The sequence below is a fragment of the Thermocrinis albus DSM 14484 genome (assembly GCF_000025605.1).
Classification (GTDB): Bacteria; Aquificota; Aquificia; order Aquificales; family Aquificaceae; genus Thermocrinis; species Thermocrinis albus.
Genome location: NC_013894.1, coordinates 726,603 through 745,693, shown reverse-complemented (window position 1 = coordinate 745,693; position 19,091 = coordinate 726,603). Strand labels below are relative to the sequence as shown.

The following is a 19,091-nucleotide window of genomic DNA, read 5'->3' as shown; positions in this document are numbered from 1 at the left end:
TTCTGGATTATACTACATAGTTATGAGAGTGGAGATAGCGGAGAGAAATTTTAAAGATGTAGATACAGCTGTGGCCTTAGCCCTTTACGAAGATGACTGGTCATCCCTCAGTTTTCTGGAACATCTGGAAGATCAGGCCAAGAAGATCTTGGAAGTGGAGAAGTTCAAAGGAAAAGAAGACACAGTGGTAAAACTCCATCTTGTGGATGGACAGAAGGTGAGGATAGTGTACGTGGCGGGTTTAGGGAAAAAGGACAGGGTAGGTCAGGACGAGTGGCGCAGAGCCTTTGCTCTCTGTGTGAAGAGGGCTAAAAAGGACAAGGTGAGTGAGCTTTATATGTACGCTGGTGATAAGCCTTCCTATGAGGTATCCAAAGCGGTAACAGAGGGTGCTGTGCTGGGTAGCTACTCCTTTGACAAGTACAAAACCAAAAAGGAGGAAGATACATACGAAGGTATAAAGTTGATCTATCTCCACCAGGGTGATCCTGAGGGCGTGAGGATAGGTAATATACTGGCACAAGCTCAGAACTTTGCCCGTGATCTGGTTAACGAACCTGGTAATGTTATAAACCCTGTGACGTTGGCCGAGATAGCCAAAAAGTTGGCAGAGGAAAACGGTTTGGAGTGTCGTATATACGATGAAGAAGAGATAAAACAGATGGGTATGATGGCCCTGTGGAGTGTGGGCAAAGGGTCTGCAACACCACCACGCTTTATCCACATCATATACAGACCGGAGGGAGAACCTAAAGACAGGATAGCCATAGTGGGTAAAGGTCTCACCTTTGACAGTGGTGGACTCAACATCAAAACGGGTGATTACATGAGAACCATGAAGATGGATAAGTCAGGTGCCTGCGCCGTTTTAGGTATAATGAAGGCTCTTGCCCAACTGAAACCGCAGGTGGAAGTCCACGGCATAATAGGTGCTGCCGAAAACATGCCCAGTGGTACAGCCTACAGGCCCGATGACATAATAAGAGCTATGAACGGCAAAACTATAGAAATAGACAACACAGATGCGGAAGGAAGAGTTACATTGGCAGATGCTCTATCTTATGCCTCACGTCTCCGTCCCAGTAGGATAATAGACATGGCTACCCTGACCGGTGCATGTATGGTAGCCTTGGGAGAGTACACTGCCGGTCTTTTCACCAACGATGACGAATTCGGTGACGAGATACTAAAAGTGTCCAAAAGGACGGGTGAACGAATGTGGAAACTCCCCATGGATGATAAAAGATTGAGGGAAAAGATCAAGAAAGGAGAAGGTGATGTCCTCAACTCAGGTGGCCGGTACGGAGGTGCCATAACGGCGGCTATGTTTTTGGAAGAATTTGTGGATGAGGGTATCAAGTGGGTACATCTTGATATAGCAGGCCCGGCCTATACTAAAGAAGAGTATGGGTACTACGCTAAGGGTGGTACAGGATTCGGCGTCAGAACCTGCCTAGAGTACATTATGGAGAGGTACTCATGAAGATACTGGTACATATCTGCTGCGCACCGGACGCCATCTACTTTCTGAAAAGGTTACGGGAGGACAATCCATCCGCTGAGCTGGTGGGTTTTTTCTACGATCCCAACATCCATCCCTACGAAGAGTATCTGCTACGCCTCACGGAAACCAAAAGAGCATGTGAAGAGCTGGGCATACCCCTCTACGAGGGAGAGTACGATGTAGAAAACTGGATGATGGCTGTAAAGGGCTTGGAGAAGGAGCCAGAAAGAGGAGAAAGGTGCAAGGTGTGTTTTGATATGCGCCTTGTAAGGACGGCCGTCTTTGGGAAAGAGATAGGCGCTACCCACATGACCACCACCCTCCTCATGAGTCCTAAAAAGGACCTGAGGGTTCTCTCCTATGTGGGAACTAGAGTAGCCCAGCAGTACGGAATGCAGTTTCTGGCACCCGATTACAGGAAGGGTGGTGGAACACAGGAGATGTTCAGACTGTCCCGAGAGATGGAGTTTTACCACCAAGATTACTGCGGGTGTGTTTACGCCCTCTTTCAGCAGAAAAAGGGAGACGTGCAGTGGGACCTTGTATCTTTCGGCGGTAGAAGGCCGGGTAGTAAAGAGGAAACCCTCTTCATTAAGGAAGTAAGGCTTTTTGCAGAGACAAGGTCCTTACCCTGTAGAGAGTGGGAGTTCAGCTTTCTCAACTGGAGGGTTCTTCAGGGTTACATTAAGGTAGGGGAGGAGGTGATACCTTCCCTTGTGGTTCCCTTCTCAAGATCTGTAAAAGGAATCCTTAAAACGGAAGCTCAAGAAGAGAGGGGAAGGGTCATATTCTTCCAGAAAGGTGGTCTTAAGGTGATCCTTTCGGAGTCCCTCAAAGATGAACCTATCACCGTGTTGAAAGGTCTTACGGACCCGGCTTTTCGTGTTCCGTCTCAATGGAGAGAGAGGCTACTGACGGAGAGGGTGACGGTACAACTCACCACCGAGATTTTCAGTGACACTTCTAGGGTGCTGGTGGTGGGAGATCCGGAAGCTCAAGAGCTCATAGGTATACCCGCTGACACATTACAGGATAACAGAGGACCATACCTCTCATCCGTTCTAGAACTCATAGAGAAGAATCTACAGCTTGTGGTGGCGTCACGTGTTGCCTTTGTGCTACTGGGAGCTTACTCCCTTGGAGCTCCCTCCCTTCACTTTCTGCAAGAGAGGTTAGACAGAACAGTTAAGGTTCTTCCTTATGATCCATCTCTTTGGCCTCAAGCCACAGAAGATCCATCTCTTGCAGCGTCATACTCTTGAGGTCCTTACCCATCTGTTGGGCTCTTCTTTCCATGTATCTGAATCGGTTCTCAAACCTGTCGTTGGCTTTCTGTAAAGCAGTTTCCGCATCCAGTTTCAGAAACCTGGCCAGCTCTACTACAGCGGTGAGGACATCACCCAGTTCGTGCTCCATATTCTTTCTGTCGTTGTTCTGTATAGCTTGACGGAGTTCCTCCAGTTCTTCCTGAAGTTTGTCCCATACCTGCTGTATGTTCTCAAAATCAAACCCTACGAGACTGGCTCTGTCTTGCAGCTTTTGAGACCTCATGAGGGCAGGCATGCTACGCGGTACACCATCCATCACACTTTCCCTCTCCTTAAGCTTGTTCTCTTCCCAGTTTTTGAGAACCTCTTCCGCAGAAGCATCACCAAAGACGTGAGGGTGTCTCGCTATCAGCTTCCTGTTTAGATCCTCTATCACCTCCCATATATCAAAAGCCTTTCTCTCACTGGCTATCTGGGCGTGGAACACCACCTGCAGTAACAAGTCACCCAGTTCCTCCTTCATCTTGGCATCGTCCTTCAGCTGGATAGCGTCTACCAGCTCGTAAGTCTCCTCAAGGAGATACTTTATGAGGCTCTCGTGGGTCTGCTTTCTGTCCCACGGGCAGTCTCTCCTCAACCTCTCCACCGTTTTAAGCAGCTCTTCAAGAGGGCTCATAGGAAAATGATAATAGAACCATCCACCTTTTGATACTTTGGCCCGGCACAACGCCGGGCCTGTGATGTAAGGGTGATCCTTTTAGTCTTCCAGAGTGGATATGTCTCCCACAGGGAGACCCAACTCCTGAGCCTTGAGTACCCTTCTCATGATCTTTCCACTTCTTGTTTTTGGAAGTTTCTCCACAAACTCTATTTCGTCGGGAACCGCTATGGCACCTAGCACGTTCCTCACGTGCTGTTTGATCTCCTCAACGAGCTTTTCCGAAGGTTCGTAGCCCTTTTTGAGAATCACAAAGGCTTTTATGGATTCTCCTTTAATTTCGTGAGGCTTTCCGATAACTGCAGCCTCTGCCACGGCAGGATGGTCCACCAGTGCGCTCTCCACCTCCATGGTTCCGATCCTGTGCCCTGCCACGTTCAGAACGTCATCAGCCCTTCCCAGTATCATTATGTAGCCTTCTTCGTCATAAGAGGCGAGGTCACCCGTCAGGTAGTAGCCCGGTATGGTGTTCCAGTACTTTTCGTATCTTTCCGGTTCACCCCAGCAGGTTCTTAACATGGAAGGCCAGGGACTTTTTATCACCAAGTTACCCACCGTGTTGGGAGGAAGTTCCTTTCCGGAGCTGTCCACCACCGCGGCTTCTATGGTAAAGAAAGGTTTACCTGCCTTGCCGGGCTTTGCAGGATAAGATGGGACTGTGGTTATCATGTGAGCACCTGTTTCCGTCTGCCACCAAGTGTCCACGATCACGCATCTCTCTCTTCCTATATGTTTGTAGTACCAGTGCCATGCCTCAGGGTTTATGGGTTCTCCCACAGAACCAAGCACTCTGAGGGAAGAGAGATCATACTGGGCAGGCCACTGCTCACCGTATCTCATAAACATCCTTATGGCGGTAGGTGCTGTGTAAAAGATGTTGACGCGGTACTTTTCCACGTAACTCCACCATCTTCCTGGATCGGGATAGTCGGGTGCACCTTCCACTATGATGGATGTGGCACCGTTAGCTAAGGGACCGTAAACGATGTAAGAGTGGCCCGTTATCCAGCCTATGTCGGCGGTACACCAGTATACGTCATCTTCGTGAAGATCAAAAACCACCTTGGTGGTGTAGTAGGTACCCACCATGTAGCCCCCTGTGGTGTGAAGGACACCTTTGGGCTTTCCTGTAGTTCCAGAAGTGTAGAGGATAAAGAGGGGATCCTCTGCATCCATTACCTCCGGTTCACAATGGGGAGAGGCTCCCTTTACCAAGCTGTCAAAGCTTACAAAGAGGGAGCTTTCGCCGTTGAGAGCATCACCATCTCTGTCCCAGACTATCACCTTCTCCACAAAGGAAAGACCGTCTATAGCTCTATTGACGGTGGCCAGTAGATCTATCTTCTTACCCCTCCTTTTGGTGTAGGATGCCGTTATCACCACCTTGGCTTTGGCATCTTCTATCCTGAGGCGTAACGCTCCTTCACTGAAACCGGCAAACACCACACTGTGGATAGCACCTATTCTGGCACATGCCAGCATACATGCCACAGCCTCTATGCTGTTGGGCATGTATATGGAAACTCTGTCTCCTTTCTTTACACCTAAGGACTTAAGACCGTTGGCTATCCTGCTGACAAGTTCTAAAAGCTCTCCGTATGTGATCTTCCTTTCGTTGTTGTCTTCGTCCACCCATATGTAAGCTACCTTGTTTCTTCTCCCCTGAAGGACATGTCTATCAAGACAGTTGTAGCTTATGTTGGTCTTTGCTCCTACGAACCACTGAGCGTAAGGAAACTGCCAGTCTAGTACTTTGTCCCACTTTCTGAACCAATGGAGTTCTTCCGCCACCTTGGCCCAGAAACCTTCCCTGTCTTGTACCGACTGAGCGTAGAGACTTTCGTAATCTTTCACCCAAGCCCTCTCCACTATGTGGGCCGGCGGATAGTACTTCTCTTGCACCTTAAGAAGAACTTCATCTCTCTCCGCCATACTGTGACCTCCTTAACGTGTTTTGCAAAAATTATAACCTTCCGTCACATTTTTTCAATTTTTACCGGCCTATTTTCAAAAAGGTATGCTAAAAATCATACTATTTTGAAAAACCGAAATGCGTCTCCGGATATTTTTATATGCTTAAAAGCATAGGAACTTGACAAGTCTTCAAAACTATGTAAAATAGATCACACACTATTAAACCCACAGGAGGTATTACTATGAAACACGCGGATGCTGTCTTGAGAGACCAAGAATTTTTATCACTTAGGAGAAAAGTCTCCATTACGGTAGCTTTATTTACCATCATCATGCTGGTAGTGTACTACAGTTTCATCCTTCTGATAGCTTATGGCAAAGCTTTTCTGTCACAACCTATCCGGGAAGGAGCATCCACCACGGTGGGTATAGTGTTGGGGATAGGTGTGATAGTGTTCTCGTGGTTACTTACAGGTGCTTATGTTTTCTGGGCCAACAGAGAGTACGACACTGCGGTAAAAAAACTGAGAAATAAAGTGGGAGGTTGAGACATGGGTGGTATCAACACAGTAGCAGTTTTATTCTTCTTCTTGTTTGTGGCCATAACCCTCATCATCACCTACTGGGCCGCCAAGAGAACCAGGACAGCCAGTGAGTTTTACGCTGCAGGCAGAAGCATATCGGGTTTTCAGAATGGACTTGCTTTGGCAGGTGATTATATGAGTGCAGCCTCCTTCTTAGGTATAGCGGGTATGGTGGCCACAAAAGGTTTTGACGGTCTCATATACTCCATAGGTTTCTTAGTAGGCTGGCCCATAGTGATGTTCCTCATAGCGGAACCTCTAAGAAACTTGGGTAAGTACACCTTTGCAGACGTGGTAGCTTATAGACTCAGGTACACTCCTATAAAGACGGTATCAGCTTTAGGATCTTTAACGGTGGTCATTCTGTATCTCATAGCTCAGATGGTGGGTTCAGGAAACCTCATAAAGCTTCTCTTTGGTTTCCCCTACGAGCTTTCTGTCATCATCGTAGGGACCCTCATGGTGGTCTACGTCCTGTTTGGAGGTATGATAGCCACCACATGGGTCCAGATAATAAAAGCGGTTCTTCTCTTGGGAGGAGCTACTGTGTTGGCTCTCCTCACCTTGGCCCAGTTCGGGTTCAGTCCGGAAAGCATGTTCTCCGCTGTCAAAACCCAGTATGGAGAGAAGTTCCTCCAGCCAGGAGGTCTTGTGAAGGATCCTCTCGATGCCATCTCTCTCGGAACAGCCCTCATGTTTGGGACCGCCGGCCTTCCCCACATCCTCATGAGGTTCTATACTGTACCGGACGCACCTGAGGCCCGTAAATCCGTCTTTTACGCTACAGGATTCATAGGATACTTCTACATACTCACTTTCGTGATAGGGTTTGGTGCCCTCCTTCTAGTGGGTAAGGACCGTATACTGGCTGTGGACAAAGGTGGTAACATGGCTGCGCCACTGCTGGCTGAGGTTCTGGGAGGAAACCCCTTCTTAGGTTTCATAGCAGCGGTTGCCTTTGCCACCATACTGGCTGTGGTGGCTGGCCTCACACTGGCAGGTGCCTCTGCCCTCTCTCACGATCTGTATGTGGGTGTTCTAAAAAGAGGTAAGGCTACGGAAGATGAAGAGATAAAGGTGACTAAGATAGCTGTCCTCTTACTGGGTGTCGTGTCCATCCTCTTAGGTATAGCCTTCAAAGGACAGAACGTAGCCTTTTTGGTAGGACTGGCTTTTGCTATAGCGGCCAGTGCCAACTTCCCGGCCTTAGTCCTCTCCATCTACTGGAAGAGGTTCACCACAGCGGGAGCTGTTGCCAGTATACTCACAGGATTAACCCTATCGGTGGTTCTCATAGTACTCAGTAAAGCTGTCTGGGTGGATATTCTCAAAAACCCTGCGCCTGTATTCCCGTGGGGTAACCCTGCCCTCATCTCCATGCCTGCAGCCTTCTTGGTGGGTGTGTTGGTCTCTTTGCTCACCTCTGAGAAAGAAGCAGAAGAGAAGTACGAGGAGATGAAGGTACGTAAGCTATTGGGCTTAGGTGCCGAGTGACAGTACTGCGGGGCTTTGCCCCGCCTCTTTAAGATGTTGGACGCTGAAAGATTTCTGAAAGAACACGAACCCTTTCAGTTACTACCTCCTCAGGAGATAAAGAGAATCGTACACCACCTCCTTGTGCGCTTTTATCCTGAAGGAGAGATCATATTTGGACCTGGCTCCGGACCCCTCACCCACCTTCACATAGTGAGAAAAGGAACCGTGATACTTACAGAAGGAGAAAAACTCATAGACTTTCTCCATGAAGGAGATTGTTTTGGCTTTATATCCCTCATGACGGGAGACAGGCCCTCCTTCACCGCCAGAGCCTACGAAGACGCCCTCCTCTTTCTCCTACCCGATAGGATCTTCCACCAACTGAGACACACTTACCCTCAGTGGGACAGCTACTTTACCCGAAAGATACTCAAGAGGTTTGATACAAAATACAGGCAAGAGAGTAGTTGGGACAAACTCTTGGAAGTAAAGGTAAAAGATTTAGGAATCCGACCCGTTCCCATACTGGAGCCCAACACATCCCTGAAGGAAGCAGTGAGAGAGATGCTACTCTCAGGCCAAAGATGTGCTCTTACAAAGATACAGGATGAGTGGGGTATCCTCACGGAGAGAGATGTTATGAAAGCGGTGGAGGAAGAAACCGACATCCGCACACCTGTAGAAAAATTAGCCACTGTTCCTATCATAGGTGTAGAAGAAGACACCCCTCTCTTGGAAGCTCTCACCGTCATGACAAAGCACGGACTTAGCAAGTTGGTGGTTTTTAAAGAAGGTATACCTACAGGAGTGATAGAAGAGAGGGATATCCTCTACCATCAGGTGGAGAACTCTCCCCTCGTCTTCAAAGAAATAGAGAGGGCAGAGAGTCCAGAGGAACTTCACTTTATATTCCTCAGGATCACCGAAAGGGTGATAAACATGGCCACAGAAGGTGTGGATCCAGAGAAGGTGGGCCTATACATATCTCAACTCAACGACAGGATAATGAGAAGGAGCTTTCTCCTAACACTTAGGAGAATAGGTGAAGAACCACCCTCTGCCTTCTCTTTAGTGGTCTTAGGAAGTGAGGGAAGACAAGAGCAGACCCTAAAGACAGACCAAGATAACGCTCTCCTTTACAGGGTTGAAGCGGTACTTCACACAGATATTTCCCAATACTACGCTCTGTTGGGGGAAGAGTACATAAAGACTCTCATAAAGGTGGGTTTTCCTCCCTGTCAGGGAGATGTTATGATCTCACACCCAGACTGGAGAGGATCTTATCAAGAGTGGGAAAAAAGAATAAGACAGATGGCCAGCAGACCGGAACCTCAGAATGCGTTAAGGTTCTCCGTTCTCTTGGACATGAGACACGTGATGGGAGATGCCGAACTTACCGCATCTTTGAGAGATCTTATCTTTCGTGTGGCTAAGGACAACTATCCCCTTCTACGATCCATGGCACAGGAGAGCCTAAGATTCAAACCGCCCATCACTTTTTTCAAGAACCTGGTGGTGGAGAGTACCGGAGAACACAGAGGAGAGCTAGATATAAAGAAGGGTGGCATATTTCCTGTGGTGCAGGGGGTGAGAGTGCTCAGCCTTCTCCACGATGTGAGAGAACAGAACACCTACAGTAGAATCAGACAACTGGAAGATAGGGGAGCCCTCAGTAGGGAGTTGGCCACAGATCTACTGGAGGCCTACCGTTTTATGAACAGCCTCCGCCTCAGATCTCAGGCACTGAAGCTGAGGGAAGGAAAGAGAGCCGACAACTACATAAACCCCTCTTCCCTCAGTAAATGGGAGAGAAACCATCTCAAGGACGCCTTCAGGATAGTGGAGAAGTTTCAAGAGATCCTAGAGGGCAGATTCCCTTAAACTTTACTTAGAGGAATGTTTGTCTACAGGCGTAGAGTTCAGTTTTACGAGACAGACGCTCAGGGGGTGGTGCATCACTCCAACTACTTCAGGTACTTTGAGGAGGCAAGGGGAGAGTTTCTCCGAAAAATGGGTCTACCCTACTCCCAGCTGAGGGACCTAGGATATGAGGTGGTCCTTCTGGAAGCCTACTGTTCCTTTCGTAGACCCCTTCTCTATGACGAAGAGGTCCAGATACACACCCAACTGGTTCAGCTGGACAGGTACTTCTTCTCCTTCCACTACACCCTTTACGTGGAGGACGATCTTAGAGCCGAAGGAAGAACCAGGCACGCGATAGTACGAAACGGTAAACTCTCGTCCCTTCCACCCCAGCTAAAGGAACTTCTTAAGAAGATTGGCATATAATAATTATTCTCATGAAGAGGCTTTTACCCATCTTTCTGGGCTTCTTTCTGGCCTTGCAAGCTTATGCTATAGACCTTTCCACCGCCATAAAGATGACCCTGGATAACTATCCTTCCATAAGAGCTTTGGAAGCGGAAAGGATAGCTATAAGAGGAAGAAGTGAGTTATACAGATCTTTCCTGAACCCCAGCGTAGGGATCCTGTTGGGAAATTTTGGTAGTTCCAAAGAAAGATTTAGCAAAGCTCCCGTGTACAGTTTCAGTTACAGTCAACCTTTAGCGCTAGATCTGAGGGATTACTTCCGGAAGGTGGCCCAGTACCAGAACGTAGCCCTTGATTACAGGCTTCAGGCGGAGAGAAACAGACTTACCGGTGAGGTGATGGCCCTCTTTTACGAAGCTCTCTACCGAAAGGAGATGGTAAAACTGGCAGAAGAATCCCTTAAGATCTCTCAAGATATATACAACTTTGTAAAGAGACTGTATGAGCTTGGTGAGACTACTAAACTGGAATTTTTTAGGGCAGAGAGAGAACTTCTCCAGTCACAGAGAGAACTCCAGATGGCACGCTCCGAGTACCTCTCTTCTCTACAGATTCTTTCCCACTATGTGGGTGTAGAGGTAAAGGATGTGGAGGGAGATCTTTTCCAAACCGCCCGTTTCCCTTCCCTGGACATCAACCGTGTGCCGGTAGTTGCAGAGTACGACGCCTTACTGGAAGCTGTGAAGGCTCAGAGGAATCTAGAGATGAGACTAGCAAAGCCTATATGGAGCTTAGAGGTGGTGGGAGAGAAGGTGGGTGACACCACCTACGGTTACAGGGTAGGTGTGTCTTCCCCACTACCCGTTTTCTACAGACGTGAAGGTGAACTTCTGCAGCTACAAGCGAGAGAAGAAGCCCTCCGAAGAGAGAAAGAGCTGATATTACGGAGAATAGAACAGGAGTACAACGCATCTCGTATCCTCTACGAAAGCTATCTGAAACAGATAGACAACATAGAGAAGAAAGACCTACCTGTAGCTGAGGAGGAGTTAGCCCTGGCCCTCAAAAGTTACCGTCTCAAGGTGATAACCCTTCTGGAACTATCGGACGCCAAAAGAAGATATCTCCAGACAAAAAAGCAGAGACTGGATCTTTTCCTTGCTCTTCATAGAGAAGTGGCCAAGATAACATCTATAGGAGGAATGTGAAATGTTTTGGTTGTTGCTGCTACCTGTGATAGTCTTGGCGCAGGTGATAAAGGTAGACCCTTCCGTAGAGAAACAGTTGGGTATAACAACCCAGGTGGTGAAGATAACAGAGGAGGACGTGTATATAAACGCACCGGCTCGTGTGTCGGAATACACTCCTACAGTGGCACAGGTTTTCTCTCCTGCGGAAGGAGTGGTTAGAAAGCTGCTGGTGAAGGAAGGTGACAAAGTCAAAAAGGGACAGGTGCTTGCCTACATATACTCCCAGCGTGTGGCAGACCTCTTGGCTCAGCTGAGGATGGCTCAAGTGCGCCTGCGCACAGCACAGGACACCCTCAAGAGGGAGGAGATGTTGTACAGAGAGGAAGTCATTCCTTATGCCAGGTACTTTGCCGCAAAGGTGGAGTACGAAAGGGCCTTAGGTGAGGTAAAAGCTCTGCAGAGAGCGTTGGCATCTATGGGAGAGGTGTCCAACGACATGCTTGTGGTGAGAGCACCTATAAGCGGCGTAGTGGTGCATCAAGGAGTGGTGTTGGGCTCCTATACGGGGGTGCAGTCTGAGATGTTCCGTATCCAGTCCCAGGAGAAGCTGTGGGCCTATCTTTACCTCCCTCCTTACCAAGTGGACAAGGTAAAGGTGGGGCAGAAAGGCTTCCTGCTGTGGAGTGGTAAGAAGATATGGGGAACGGTGGACTATGTTTCCCGTGTTGTGGATACCAACACTAAGACGGTGCCGGTGAGACTTCTTCTTGACAACAGAGAAGGCCTCCTCAGGCCTGGTATCATGACAGAAGGTGGCCTGTTGATGGGTAAAGTTAAGGGGGTTTGGTTGCCTGCCAGCGCTGTTCAAAAGGTAAACAAGATGGACGTGGTTTTTGTGAAAACTTCCAAAGGGTTTGAAGTGTATCCGGTAAAGAAGATTATGGAAAGTAAAGACAAGGTTCTCGTAGAGGGTCTAAGGGAAGGTATGCAAGTGGCGGTAAGTGGTGTGATATTCCTCAAGACGAGGGCAGAACAATGAGGAAGATCCTTGAGTACAGACTATTGGTGATCATCGCTCTCTTCGTAAGTGTAGGTGTGGCAGTATACAGTATCCTGAGAATTCCCATAGAGGCCTTCCCCGATCCTACTCCCGTGCAGGTGACCGTCTACACAGAAACACCTGGCATGTCGGCAGAGGAAACAGAGGTACTGGTGACGAGAGTGGTGGAAACAAACCTCATGGGTTTAAAAAACGCAGAGTTGGTAAGGTCTGTGACACTGCCAGGGTTGTCCTACGTTACCGTGTACTTTAAGGAAGGAACAGATATACAGCTGGCAAGAAATTTAGTTGCCCAGAGGATACCCGTTATACAGTCCCAGATACCTCCCGGTCTTACCCCCCGCATGGGACCAAACACTTCCGGACTTGGTAACGTTATGTTCTACGCTCTTGTAGACACGGAAGGGAACCACTCTCTGGAAGATCTACGCCTTCTTCAAGAGTACAGGGTAAGACCCATCATCATGTCGGTTCCCGGTGTGGAGGAGATCTCCCAGTGGGGTCCGGAGAAAGCCTACCTGGTAAAACTTTTACCGGAACGCATGACCCTCTTTCAGGTAGACATAACGGATGTTATCAGATCCTTGGAGGAGTACAATCAGGTGGCGGGTGGTGGTTTTCTCGTTACTCCACAGGGTGATCTGGTGGTCAGAGGTCTTGGCCGTCTCAAAAGCGTAGAGGAGATAAGGAAGGTGCCTATATACAAAAAGGATGGATCTTTCGTAACCCTGGGAGATATAGCTCTGGTGGAGGAGGGAGAAGTACCCAACAGGAGGGGTGCCTTTACCCTCAACGGGGAAGAGGTACAAGGTAACATAGTCCTCAAGAGGGTACATACCAACACGGTAAAACTACTGACGGAGTTAGAAAAGGCGGTAAAACAAGCTCAAAGTGTTTTACCAGAAGGCGTCAAACTGGAGGTCCTTTACCAACAGGGCTACCTTATAGAGAAAGCCATCAAGATGATTGTCAAAGCTCTCGTAGAGGGTGTTATACTAGTGGCCTTAGCCATAACTATCTACATGTGGAACCCACGCACAGCCCTTTTAGTGTCCTTATCCATTCCTCTGACCCTCCTTTATGCCCTTACCGTCATGTACTTTACCGGTGTGACGGCAAACCTTATGACCTTAGGAGGCCTGGCCATAGGCTTGGGTCTGTTTGCTGACGCTAGCGTGGTGGTGGTGGAGAACATATACCGGCACCTTTCGGAAAAAGGGAGCAGAAAAAATATTTTCACCACAGTCCTTGTAGCCTCTCAGGAGATGTTCAGGCCTGTTTTCTTTGCCATCCTTACCATAGCGGTGGTGTTCTTACCTATATTCACTTTTGAATCGGTGGAAGGTAAGTATTACAAGCCTCTGGCTCTTTCCGTCATCTTTGCCCTCATTTCTTCCCTTGTGGTTGCTTTTGTGTTTATGCCTGTCCTCTCCTTCTACTTTTTAAAACCCGGAAGAGAACACTCCCCAGTTCTAGATAGGGCGGAAATCATCTACATGAAACTCTTTGAAAAAGCAATGCAACACAGAAAGCTGGTGATAGCTGCAGCCGGTATAGCTTTTGTGATGGCCTTACTTCTGCAAGCACGCATAGGCAGGGAGTTCGCACCACCCTTAGAGGAAGGTGCCCTCTTAGTAAAGAGCTTTTTAAATCCTAACGTATCGCTACAAGAGGCCAAAAGAGTGGCCAGTTTGGTGGAAACAACAGCCCTAAAGCTTCCGGAGGTAGAGAGAGCCTATTCCAACATAGGGAGAGCAGATGTGGGAGATCCAGAGGACGTAAGTTACATGGAGACCTTCATAATACTGAAGGATACAAAGGCAAGAGCACGGGTGGAAGAAAAACTACGTGAGGAATTGAAAAAAATACCGGGTGTGGAGTTCAGCTACACCCAACCTATACAGATGAGGATAGACGAACTTCTGTCGGGTGTTAAGGCACCTGTAGCTATAAAGGTTTTCGGAGATGACCTTTGGAAGATAAACCAGCTGGCGGGTCAGATTCAGAAGATAGTGGAGAGTACACCGGGCGCCGTGGATGCAGAAACGGAGGCACAGGCCGGAAAACTTCAGATGAGGATAGAACCCCGTTGGGACGTGCTCCAAAGGTACGATATAACCACAGCAGACATTATGAAGATTGTAGCCCATGTACTGGGAGGACAGTATATAGGTTATGTTCAGAAAGACACCCTTCTCTTCCCCATAGTACTTACTGTGGAACCTAAGGATGTTACCACCATACAGAACCTTCCGATATTTCTGAAGGATGGTACCACACTCCTTCTTAAGGACATAGCCAACATAACAGTCACAGAAGGTTTCCTGAAGATAAGAAGAGAGAACGGAATGCGCTATGCTCTCGTGCTGTCTGACGTAAAAGGAAGAGATTTGGGGAGCTTTGTCCAAGAACTCCAGGCAAGGATACAGAAAGAAGTGAAACTACCCGAAGGTTACAGGATAGTCTTTGCGGGGCAATGGGAGAACCAGCAGAGGGCTATGAAAAAGCTATCTGTAGCGGTACCTCTTGCCATAGCCCTTATATTCATTCTGCTGTATCTTAACTTTGGTTCTGTGAGATACTCCCTCATAGTGATGTTGAACGTACCCTTCGCCACTATAGGTGGTGTGGTGGCTCTTTATCTGTCAGGTTTTAACCTGTCAGTGCCTGCCGCGATAGGATTCATAGCGGTGTTCGGTATAGCCACCCTCAACGGTGTGGTACTGGTCTCTTATGTGAAAAACCTACTGGAAGAGGAAAAACTATCTCTTGAGGAGGCCATAAGAAGGGCGTGCCGTCTCCGACTCAGACCTATCCTGATAACAGCCACCGCTGCCTCCTTAGGTCTTGTGCCTATGCTTCTGAGTACTGATGTAGGGTCCGAGGTTCAAAAACCCCTCGCCGTGGTTGTGCTGGGAGGTATATTCACCTCCACTTCCCTCACTCTGCTAGTTCTCCCTTCGGTCCTCAGTTACTTCGCTCCCAAAACTCGTGTATAATTTCTTAGATAGATGACAGGTGGTAGGAGGTTTTGTGATGGCACTTCCTAAGGAAGTCAAAGAGAGGATTATTAAAGAGTTTGCCAGACATCAGCAGGACACAGGCTCCTCTGAGGTACAGATAGCGCTCCTTACCGAGAGGATAAATCGCCTTACGGAGCATCTTAAGAAACATAGGAAGGATCTTCACTCTCGTAGAGGGCTCATAGCTATGATTCACGCCAGGAGAAAGTTACTGGAGTACCTGAAGGAGAAAGATTATCAGAGATACCTACAGGTGGTCAACAAACTGGGTCTCAAGGTGAAAGGATGATAAGGGTAGAGGCCAAAGTAGGAGATTCAGATCCCATCATTATAGAGACAGGTCACTATGCTAAACAGGCAGACGGTGCCGTTGTGGTAAGGCAGGGTGACACGGCGGTTCTGGTCACCGCCGTTATGTCGGAGGAGCCTCAGACTAACGTAGATTTTGTACCCCTCACGGTGGATTACAGAGAACAGTCCTCCGCTTGGGGTAAGATTCCGGGAGGTTTTATAAAGAGGGAAGGAAAACCCACCGACAGGGAGATACTGGTATCAAGGGTTATAGACAGGCCTATAAGACCCCTGTTTCCCGAAGGTTTCTCTCACGATGTGGTGGTCACAGCTCTTACCTTGTCGGCAGATGATAAGTACGATCCAGATGTACTGGCCATAACAGGTGCTTCTGCCGCTCTCCATATATCACGTATACCTTTTGAGGGACCTATAGCGGGCGTGAGGATATGCCGTGTGGAAGGTAGACTGGTGGCAAATCCTACCTATGAGGAGAGACAGAAGGCCGATCTGGAGATAGTGATGGCCGGATCTAAGGATGCCATTGTGATGGTGGAGGGTGGAGCCAAAGAGGTGGACGAAGAGGTTTTAACGGAAGCCCTGTACTTCGGTTTGGAAGTTATACAGGATCTTCTGCGTGCACAAGAAGAGCTCAGAGACAAGATAGGACAACCTAAGGCATCTTTCCAGGGTCTTGACCTTCCCGAGGAGATCCAGAACCAGCTGGTGGAGTTTTGCAGCCCCAGAATAAAGGAGTCTTTCCAAATACAGGACAAGAGGGAAAGGAAAAGCTTTCAAAGTAAGGTACTGGAGGAGTTTCTACAAACATACCAGATACCTGAGGAACTAAAGTTTAGGGTATCCTATCAGTACAAAAAGCTGATCAGCAAGCTTATGAGGAAGATGGTACTGGAGGAAGGGAGGAGGATAGACGGAAGAGGTCCCAAAGACATAAGACCCATCACCATAGAACTGCATCCCTTCGAAAGGCCTCATGGCAGCGCCATATTTACGAGAGGACAAACTCAGGCTTTTGCTACAGTGACACTGGGAGCACCGGAAGAGGCCCAGATGGTGGAGAGCATATACGAAGGAGAGGTCTTCAAGAGGTTCATGCTTCACTACAACTTCCCTCCCTTCTCCACGGGAGAGGCAAGGTCGTGGGGTCCACCTCGCAGGAGAGAGATAGGACACGGTGCTTTGGCAGAGAGGGCTCTGGAACCCCTCATACCTCCGGAAGAAGAGTTTCCCTACATCATCAGGGTAGTATCCAATATACTGGAATCCAACGGTTCCACTTCCATGGCCACCGTGTGCGCCGCTTCCTTAGCCCTCTTTGATGCAGGTGTTCCCATGAAAAAGCATGCCGCAGGTATAGCTATGGGACTTATCATGGAAGGTGACAGGTACGTTATCCTCTCCGATATACTGGGTGATGAGGACCAACTGGGGGATATGGACTTTAAGGTGGCTGGTACCAAGGATGGTATAACCAGCGTACAGATGGACATAAAGGTGAAGGGTCTTAAGAAGGAGATAATGAGGGAGGCTCTTCAGCAGGCCAAGGAAGGGAGGCTGTACATACTACAGAAGATGTACGAAGCTATCCCCGAGCCCAGGCCTCAGGTGTCTCCTTACGCACCTGTGATCGAAATAATAACCATACCTGAAGATAAAGCTCTGGTGGTTATAGGACCAGGTGGTAGGAACGTGAGGGACTGGAGGGACAGACTGGGGGTGTCGGTGTGGGTGCACGAGGGTGGTAGGGTTTCCCTCACCAGCACCAACAGGGAGGCCCTCCAGCAGGTTAAAGAAGCGATACAAAACTTGGTGGCAGAAGTGGAGGTGGGTAAAGTGTACGAAGGTAAGGTAACGAGAGTGGAACCTTACGGAGTGTTTGTGGAAATACTGCCAGGGAAAGTGGGTCTTATGCACGTGAAGGATATGGAGGGTTTCGTGAAGGATGTTCGCAAAGCTTACAGCGTGGGAGATAAGGTGAAGGTAAAGGTGTACGAACTGGACGATTTAGGAAGACCTAAATTAACTAACGTAGGTATAGAGGGAGCCGGCGTAGCTCAGCAGGCAGAGCGAGGCACTCGTAATGCCTAGGTCGTGGGTTCAAGTCCCACCGCCGGCTTTCTGAGGATGAAGGTAAAGGTAAAGAAGCTACCTCACGCAGAGGACCTTCCTCTTCCCTTCTACGCAACTCCAGGATCCTCCTGTATGGATCTCTTGGCTGCTGTAGAAGGGAGCTTGGTGATAGAACCATTAAAGCGAGTACTTGTACCCACCGGGATAGCTATAGAGCTACCTGAAGGGTTAGAGGCCCAGGTACGTCCAAGAAGCGGTCTTGCCTTAAAGTACGGCATCACTGTTCTCAACGCACCCGGTACAATAGACAGCGATTACAGAGGAGAGATAAAGGTGATCCTCATAAATCTGGGAGAGGAGCCCTTTCTCCTCCAGAGAGGGGAGAGAATAGCTCAGCTTTGTTTCTGTAAAGTGGTGAAGATAGAGTGGGAGCCCACAGAAAACCTCTCTCCCTCAGAACGAGGTGAAGAAGGTTTTGGATCTACGGGAGGAAAGGTATGATGCATCATCTTCTGTTGGACCTTGCCCTAATACTGTTCTTAGCAAGGCTGATGGGTGATGTGTTGGCACGGTTCGGTCTACCCTCCGTACTGGGAGAGATACTGGTGGGTGTGCTTCTTGGACAGAGTGTTTTGGGATTAGTTCAGCCTCACGATCTTATCAGAGTACTGGCCGAGCTGGGAATAATTCTCCTTCTTTTTCAGGTGGGTCTTGAAGCTGACATCCACCAGCTTAGGAAGGTGGGTTTTCATGCCCTTCTGGTGGCTTCCTTGGGAGCCTTCACACCTCTACTGCTGGGGTATTGGGTAGGATACCATCTACTTGACATGAGTCACTTACAGTCTCTCTTTCTGGGAGGAACTCTTGCAGCCACCAGCATAGGCATTACCGTGAGAGCCCTCCAGGATCTGGGTATGATGAAAGAGCGCTTCGCTCAGATAGTGCTGGGAGCTGCCGTTTTGGATGACATTATGGGAGTCATTCTTTTAGCAGGGTTGTATGAACTGTCACGGAGCGGATCTTTGCAGACCAACACTTTACTTCTCATGATCCTTTACATAGCCACCTTCTTTGTTCTGTCGCCCTTGGCGGCACAGTTTATGGCCTTTTTCATAAGGGTCTTGTCCAGACTCCTCAGAACCATGGATTTTGTACCACCTGCTATACTTTCCTTAGTTTTCTTACTGGCTTATCTGGCCCACAGGGTAGGGTCTCCTGAGATACTGGGTTCCTTCACAGCAGGCCTTGCCCTCTCCAGGCGTTTCTTTCTACCCTTTGCCACCTTCCTAAGAACGGACGAGAAGATGGCCCATAAGATAGAAGAGTCCATAATTCCCCTTGTGTGGGTTTTCTCTCCCATCTTCTTTGTCTACGTGGGATTAGAGCTGAATCTGAAGGCTGTAGATATACTATCTGGCCAGTTTTGGAAGTATGCTGTTCCCATCGCGGTGGTGGCTCTCGTGAGTAAACTGGTGGCTGGTGCCTTATCTGGAAGGAATATGAGGGAGAGATTTCTCATAGGTTTGGCCATGCTTCCAAGAGGAGAGGTGGGTCTTATCTTTGCAGAACTAGGAAGAAGGGGAGGTATCTACGACGATCTTATGTACGCTGTCATCGTTTTTGTGGTGGCGCTGACAACCCTTATCTCTCCTTTAGCATTAAGATATATAGAAAAACTTGCGGGCTAAAACCCCGTATCTA

15 protein-coding genes and 1 tRNA gene are annotated in these 19,091 nt (G+C 48.6%); 14 read left to right on the top strand and 2 right to left on the bottom strand.

The annotated features are described in order from the left end of the window. Positions 1 to 22: 22 nt before the first annotated feature. Both THAL_RS03965 and THAL_RS03960 read left to right on the top strand, forming a co-directional pair. Entirely contained in the window at positions 23 to 1,483 is a 1,461-nt protein-coding gene (locus THAL_RS03965) for a leucyl aminopeptidase (RefSeq protein WP_012991824.1), read from the top strand. Next, positions 1,480 to 2,766 (top strand): epoxyqueuosine reductase QueH, encoded by a 1,287-nt coding sequence (locus THAL_RS03960; RefSeq protein WP_012991823.1) that lies wholly within the window; start codon positions 1,480 to 1,482, stop codon positions 2,764 to 2,766. The genes THAL_RS03965 and THAL_RS03960 overlap by 4 nt, the downstream gene beginning before the upstream one ends. On the opposite strand, the gene mazG is transcribed toward THAL_RS03960, so the two are convergent. Then, entirely contained in the window at positions 2,690 to 3,448 is a 759-nt protein-coding gene (gene mazG, locus THAL_RS03955; RefSeq protein WP_012991822.1) for a nucleoside triphosphate pyrophosphohydrolase, read from the bottom strand. The genes THAL_RS03960 and mazG overlap by 77 nt on opposite strands. 81 nt (positions 3,449 to 3,529) lie before the next feature. Continuing rightward, complete coding sequence (gene acs / locus THAL_RS03950) at positions 3,530 to 5,422, bottom strand: acetate--CoA ligase (protein ID WP_012991821.1); 1,893 nt, start codon at positions 5,420 to 5,422, stop codon at positions 3,530 to 3,532. A gap of 224 nt (positions 5,423 to 5,646) precedes the next feature. On the opposite strand from acs, the gene THAL_RS03945 reads away from it, so the two are divergent. The 12 genes from THAL_RS03945 to THAL_RS03885 all read left to right on the top strand — a co-directional run bounded on the left by THAL_RS03945 (position 5,647) and on the right by THAL_RS03885 (position 19,078). Next, on the top strand, positions 5,647 to 5,952 hold the full coding sequence (locus THAL_RS03945) for a DUF485 domain-containing protein (RefSeq protein ID WP_012991820.1): 306 nt from the start codon (positions 5,647 to 5,649) through the stop codon (positions 5,950 to 5,952). Between the two features lie 3 nt (positions 5,953 to 5,955). Beyond that, positions 5,956 to 7,482 (top strand): cation/acetate symporter ActP, encoded by a 1,527-nt coding sequence (gene actP / locus THAL_RS03940; protein ID WP_012991819.1) that lies wholly within the window; start codon positions 5,956 to 5,958, stop codon positions 7,480 to 7,482. 15 nt (positions 7,483 to 7,497) lie between these two features. Continuing rightward, the gene (locus tag THAL_RS03935) at positions 7,498 to 9,345 is read left to right on the top strand and encodes a putative nucleotidyltransferase substrate binding domain-containing protein (RefSeq protein WP_148209094.1); all 1,848 of its coding nucleotides are present in this window, start codon (positions 7,498 to 7,500) and stop codon (positions 9,343 to 9,345) included. Between the two features lie 15 nt (positions 9,346 to 9,360). Beyond that, entirely contained in the window at positions 9,361 to 9,753 is a 393-nt protein-coding gene (locus tag THAL_RS03930; RefSeq protein WP_012991817.1) for an acyl-CoA thioesterase, read from the top strand. An 11-nt stretch (positions 9,754 to 9,764) separates the two neighbouring features. Next, positions 9,765 to 10,943: a TolC family protein gene (locus THAL_RS03925; protein WP_012991816.1), complete on the top strand. Its 1,179-nt coding sequence runs from the start codon at positions 9,765 to 9,767 to the stop codon at positions 10,941 to 10,943. A 1-nt stretch (position 10,944) separates the two neighbouring features. Then, entirely contained in the window at positions 10,945 to 11,964 is a 1,020-nt protein-coding gene (locus THAL_RS03920; RefSeq protein WP_012991815.1) for an efflux RND transporter periplasmic adaptor subunit, read from the top strand. Next, positions 11,961 to 14,984, top strand: a complete 3,024-nt coding sequence (locus THAL_RS03915; protein WP_012991814.1) for an efflux RND transporter permease subunit — start codon at positions 11,961 to 11,963, stop codon at positions 14,982 to 14,984. The genes THAL_RS03920 and THAL_RS03915 overlap by 4 nt, the downstream gene beginning before the upstream one ends. Positions 14,985 to 15,021: 37 nt before the next feature. Further along, positions 15,022 to 15,297: a 30S ribosomal protein S15 gene (gene rpsO, locus THAL_RS03910; protein WP_012991813.1), complete on the top strand. Its 276-nt coding sequence runs from the start codon at positions 15,022 to 15,024 to the stop codon at positions 15,295 to 15,297. Next, entirely contained in the window at positions 15,294 to 17,408 is a 2,115-nt protein-coding gene (locus tag THAL_RS08305; protein ID WP_012991812.1) for a polyribonucleotide nucleotidyltransferase, read from the top strand. Before rpsO ends, THAL_RS08305 begins: the two co-directional genes overlap by 4 nt. Next, a tRNA-Thr gene (locus THAL_RS03895) sits at positions 17,364 to 17,436 on the top strand. Before THAL_RS08305 ends, THAL_RS03895 begins: the two co-directional genes overlap by 45 nt. An 8-nt stretch (positions 17,437 to 17,444) precedes the next feature. Continuing rightward, positions 17,445 to 17,891: a dUTP diphosphatase gene (dut, locus tag THAL_RS03890; protein WP_012991811.1), complete on the top strand. Its 447-nt coding sequence runs from the start codon at positions 17,445 to 17,447 to the stop codon at positions 17,889 to 17,891. Then, a complete protein-coding gene (locus tag THAL_RS03885) occupies positions 17,888 to 19,078 on the top strand; it encodes a cation:proton antiporter (protein WP_012991810.1) in 1,191 nt (396 codons plus the stop codon). Before dut ends, THAL_RS03885 begins: the two co-directional genes overlap by 4 nt. The last annotated feature ends 13 nt before the right edge of the window (positions 19,079 to 19,091 follow it).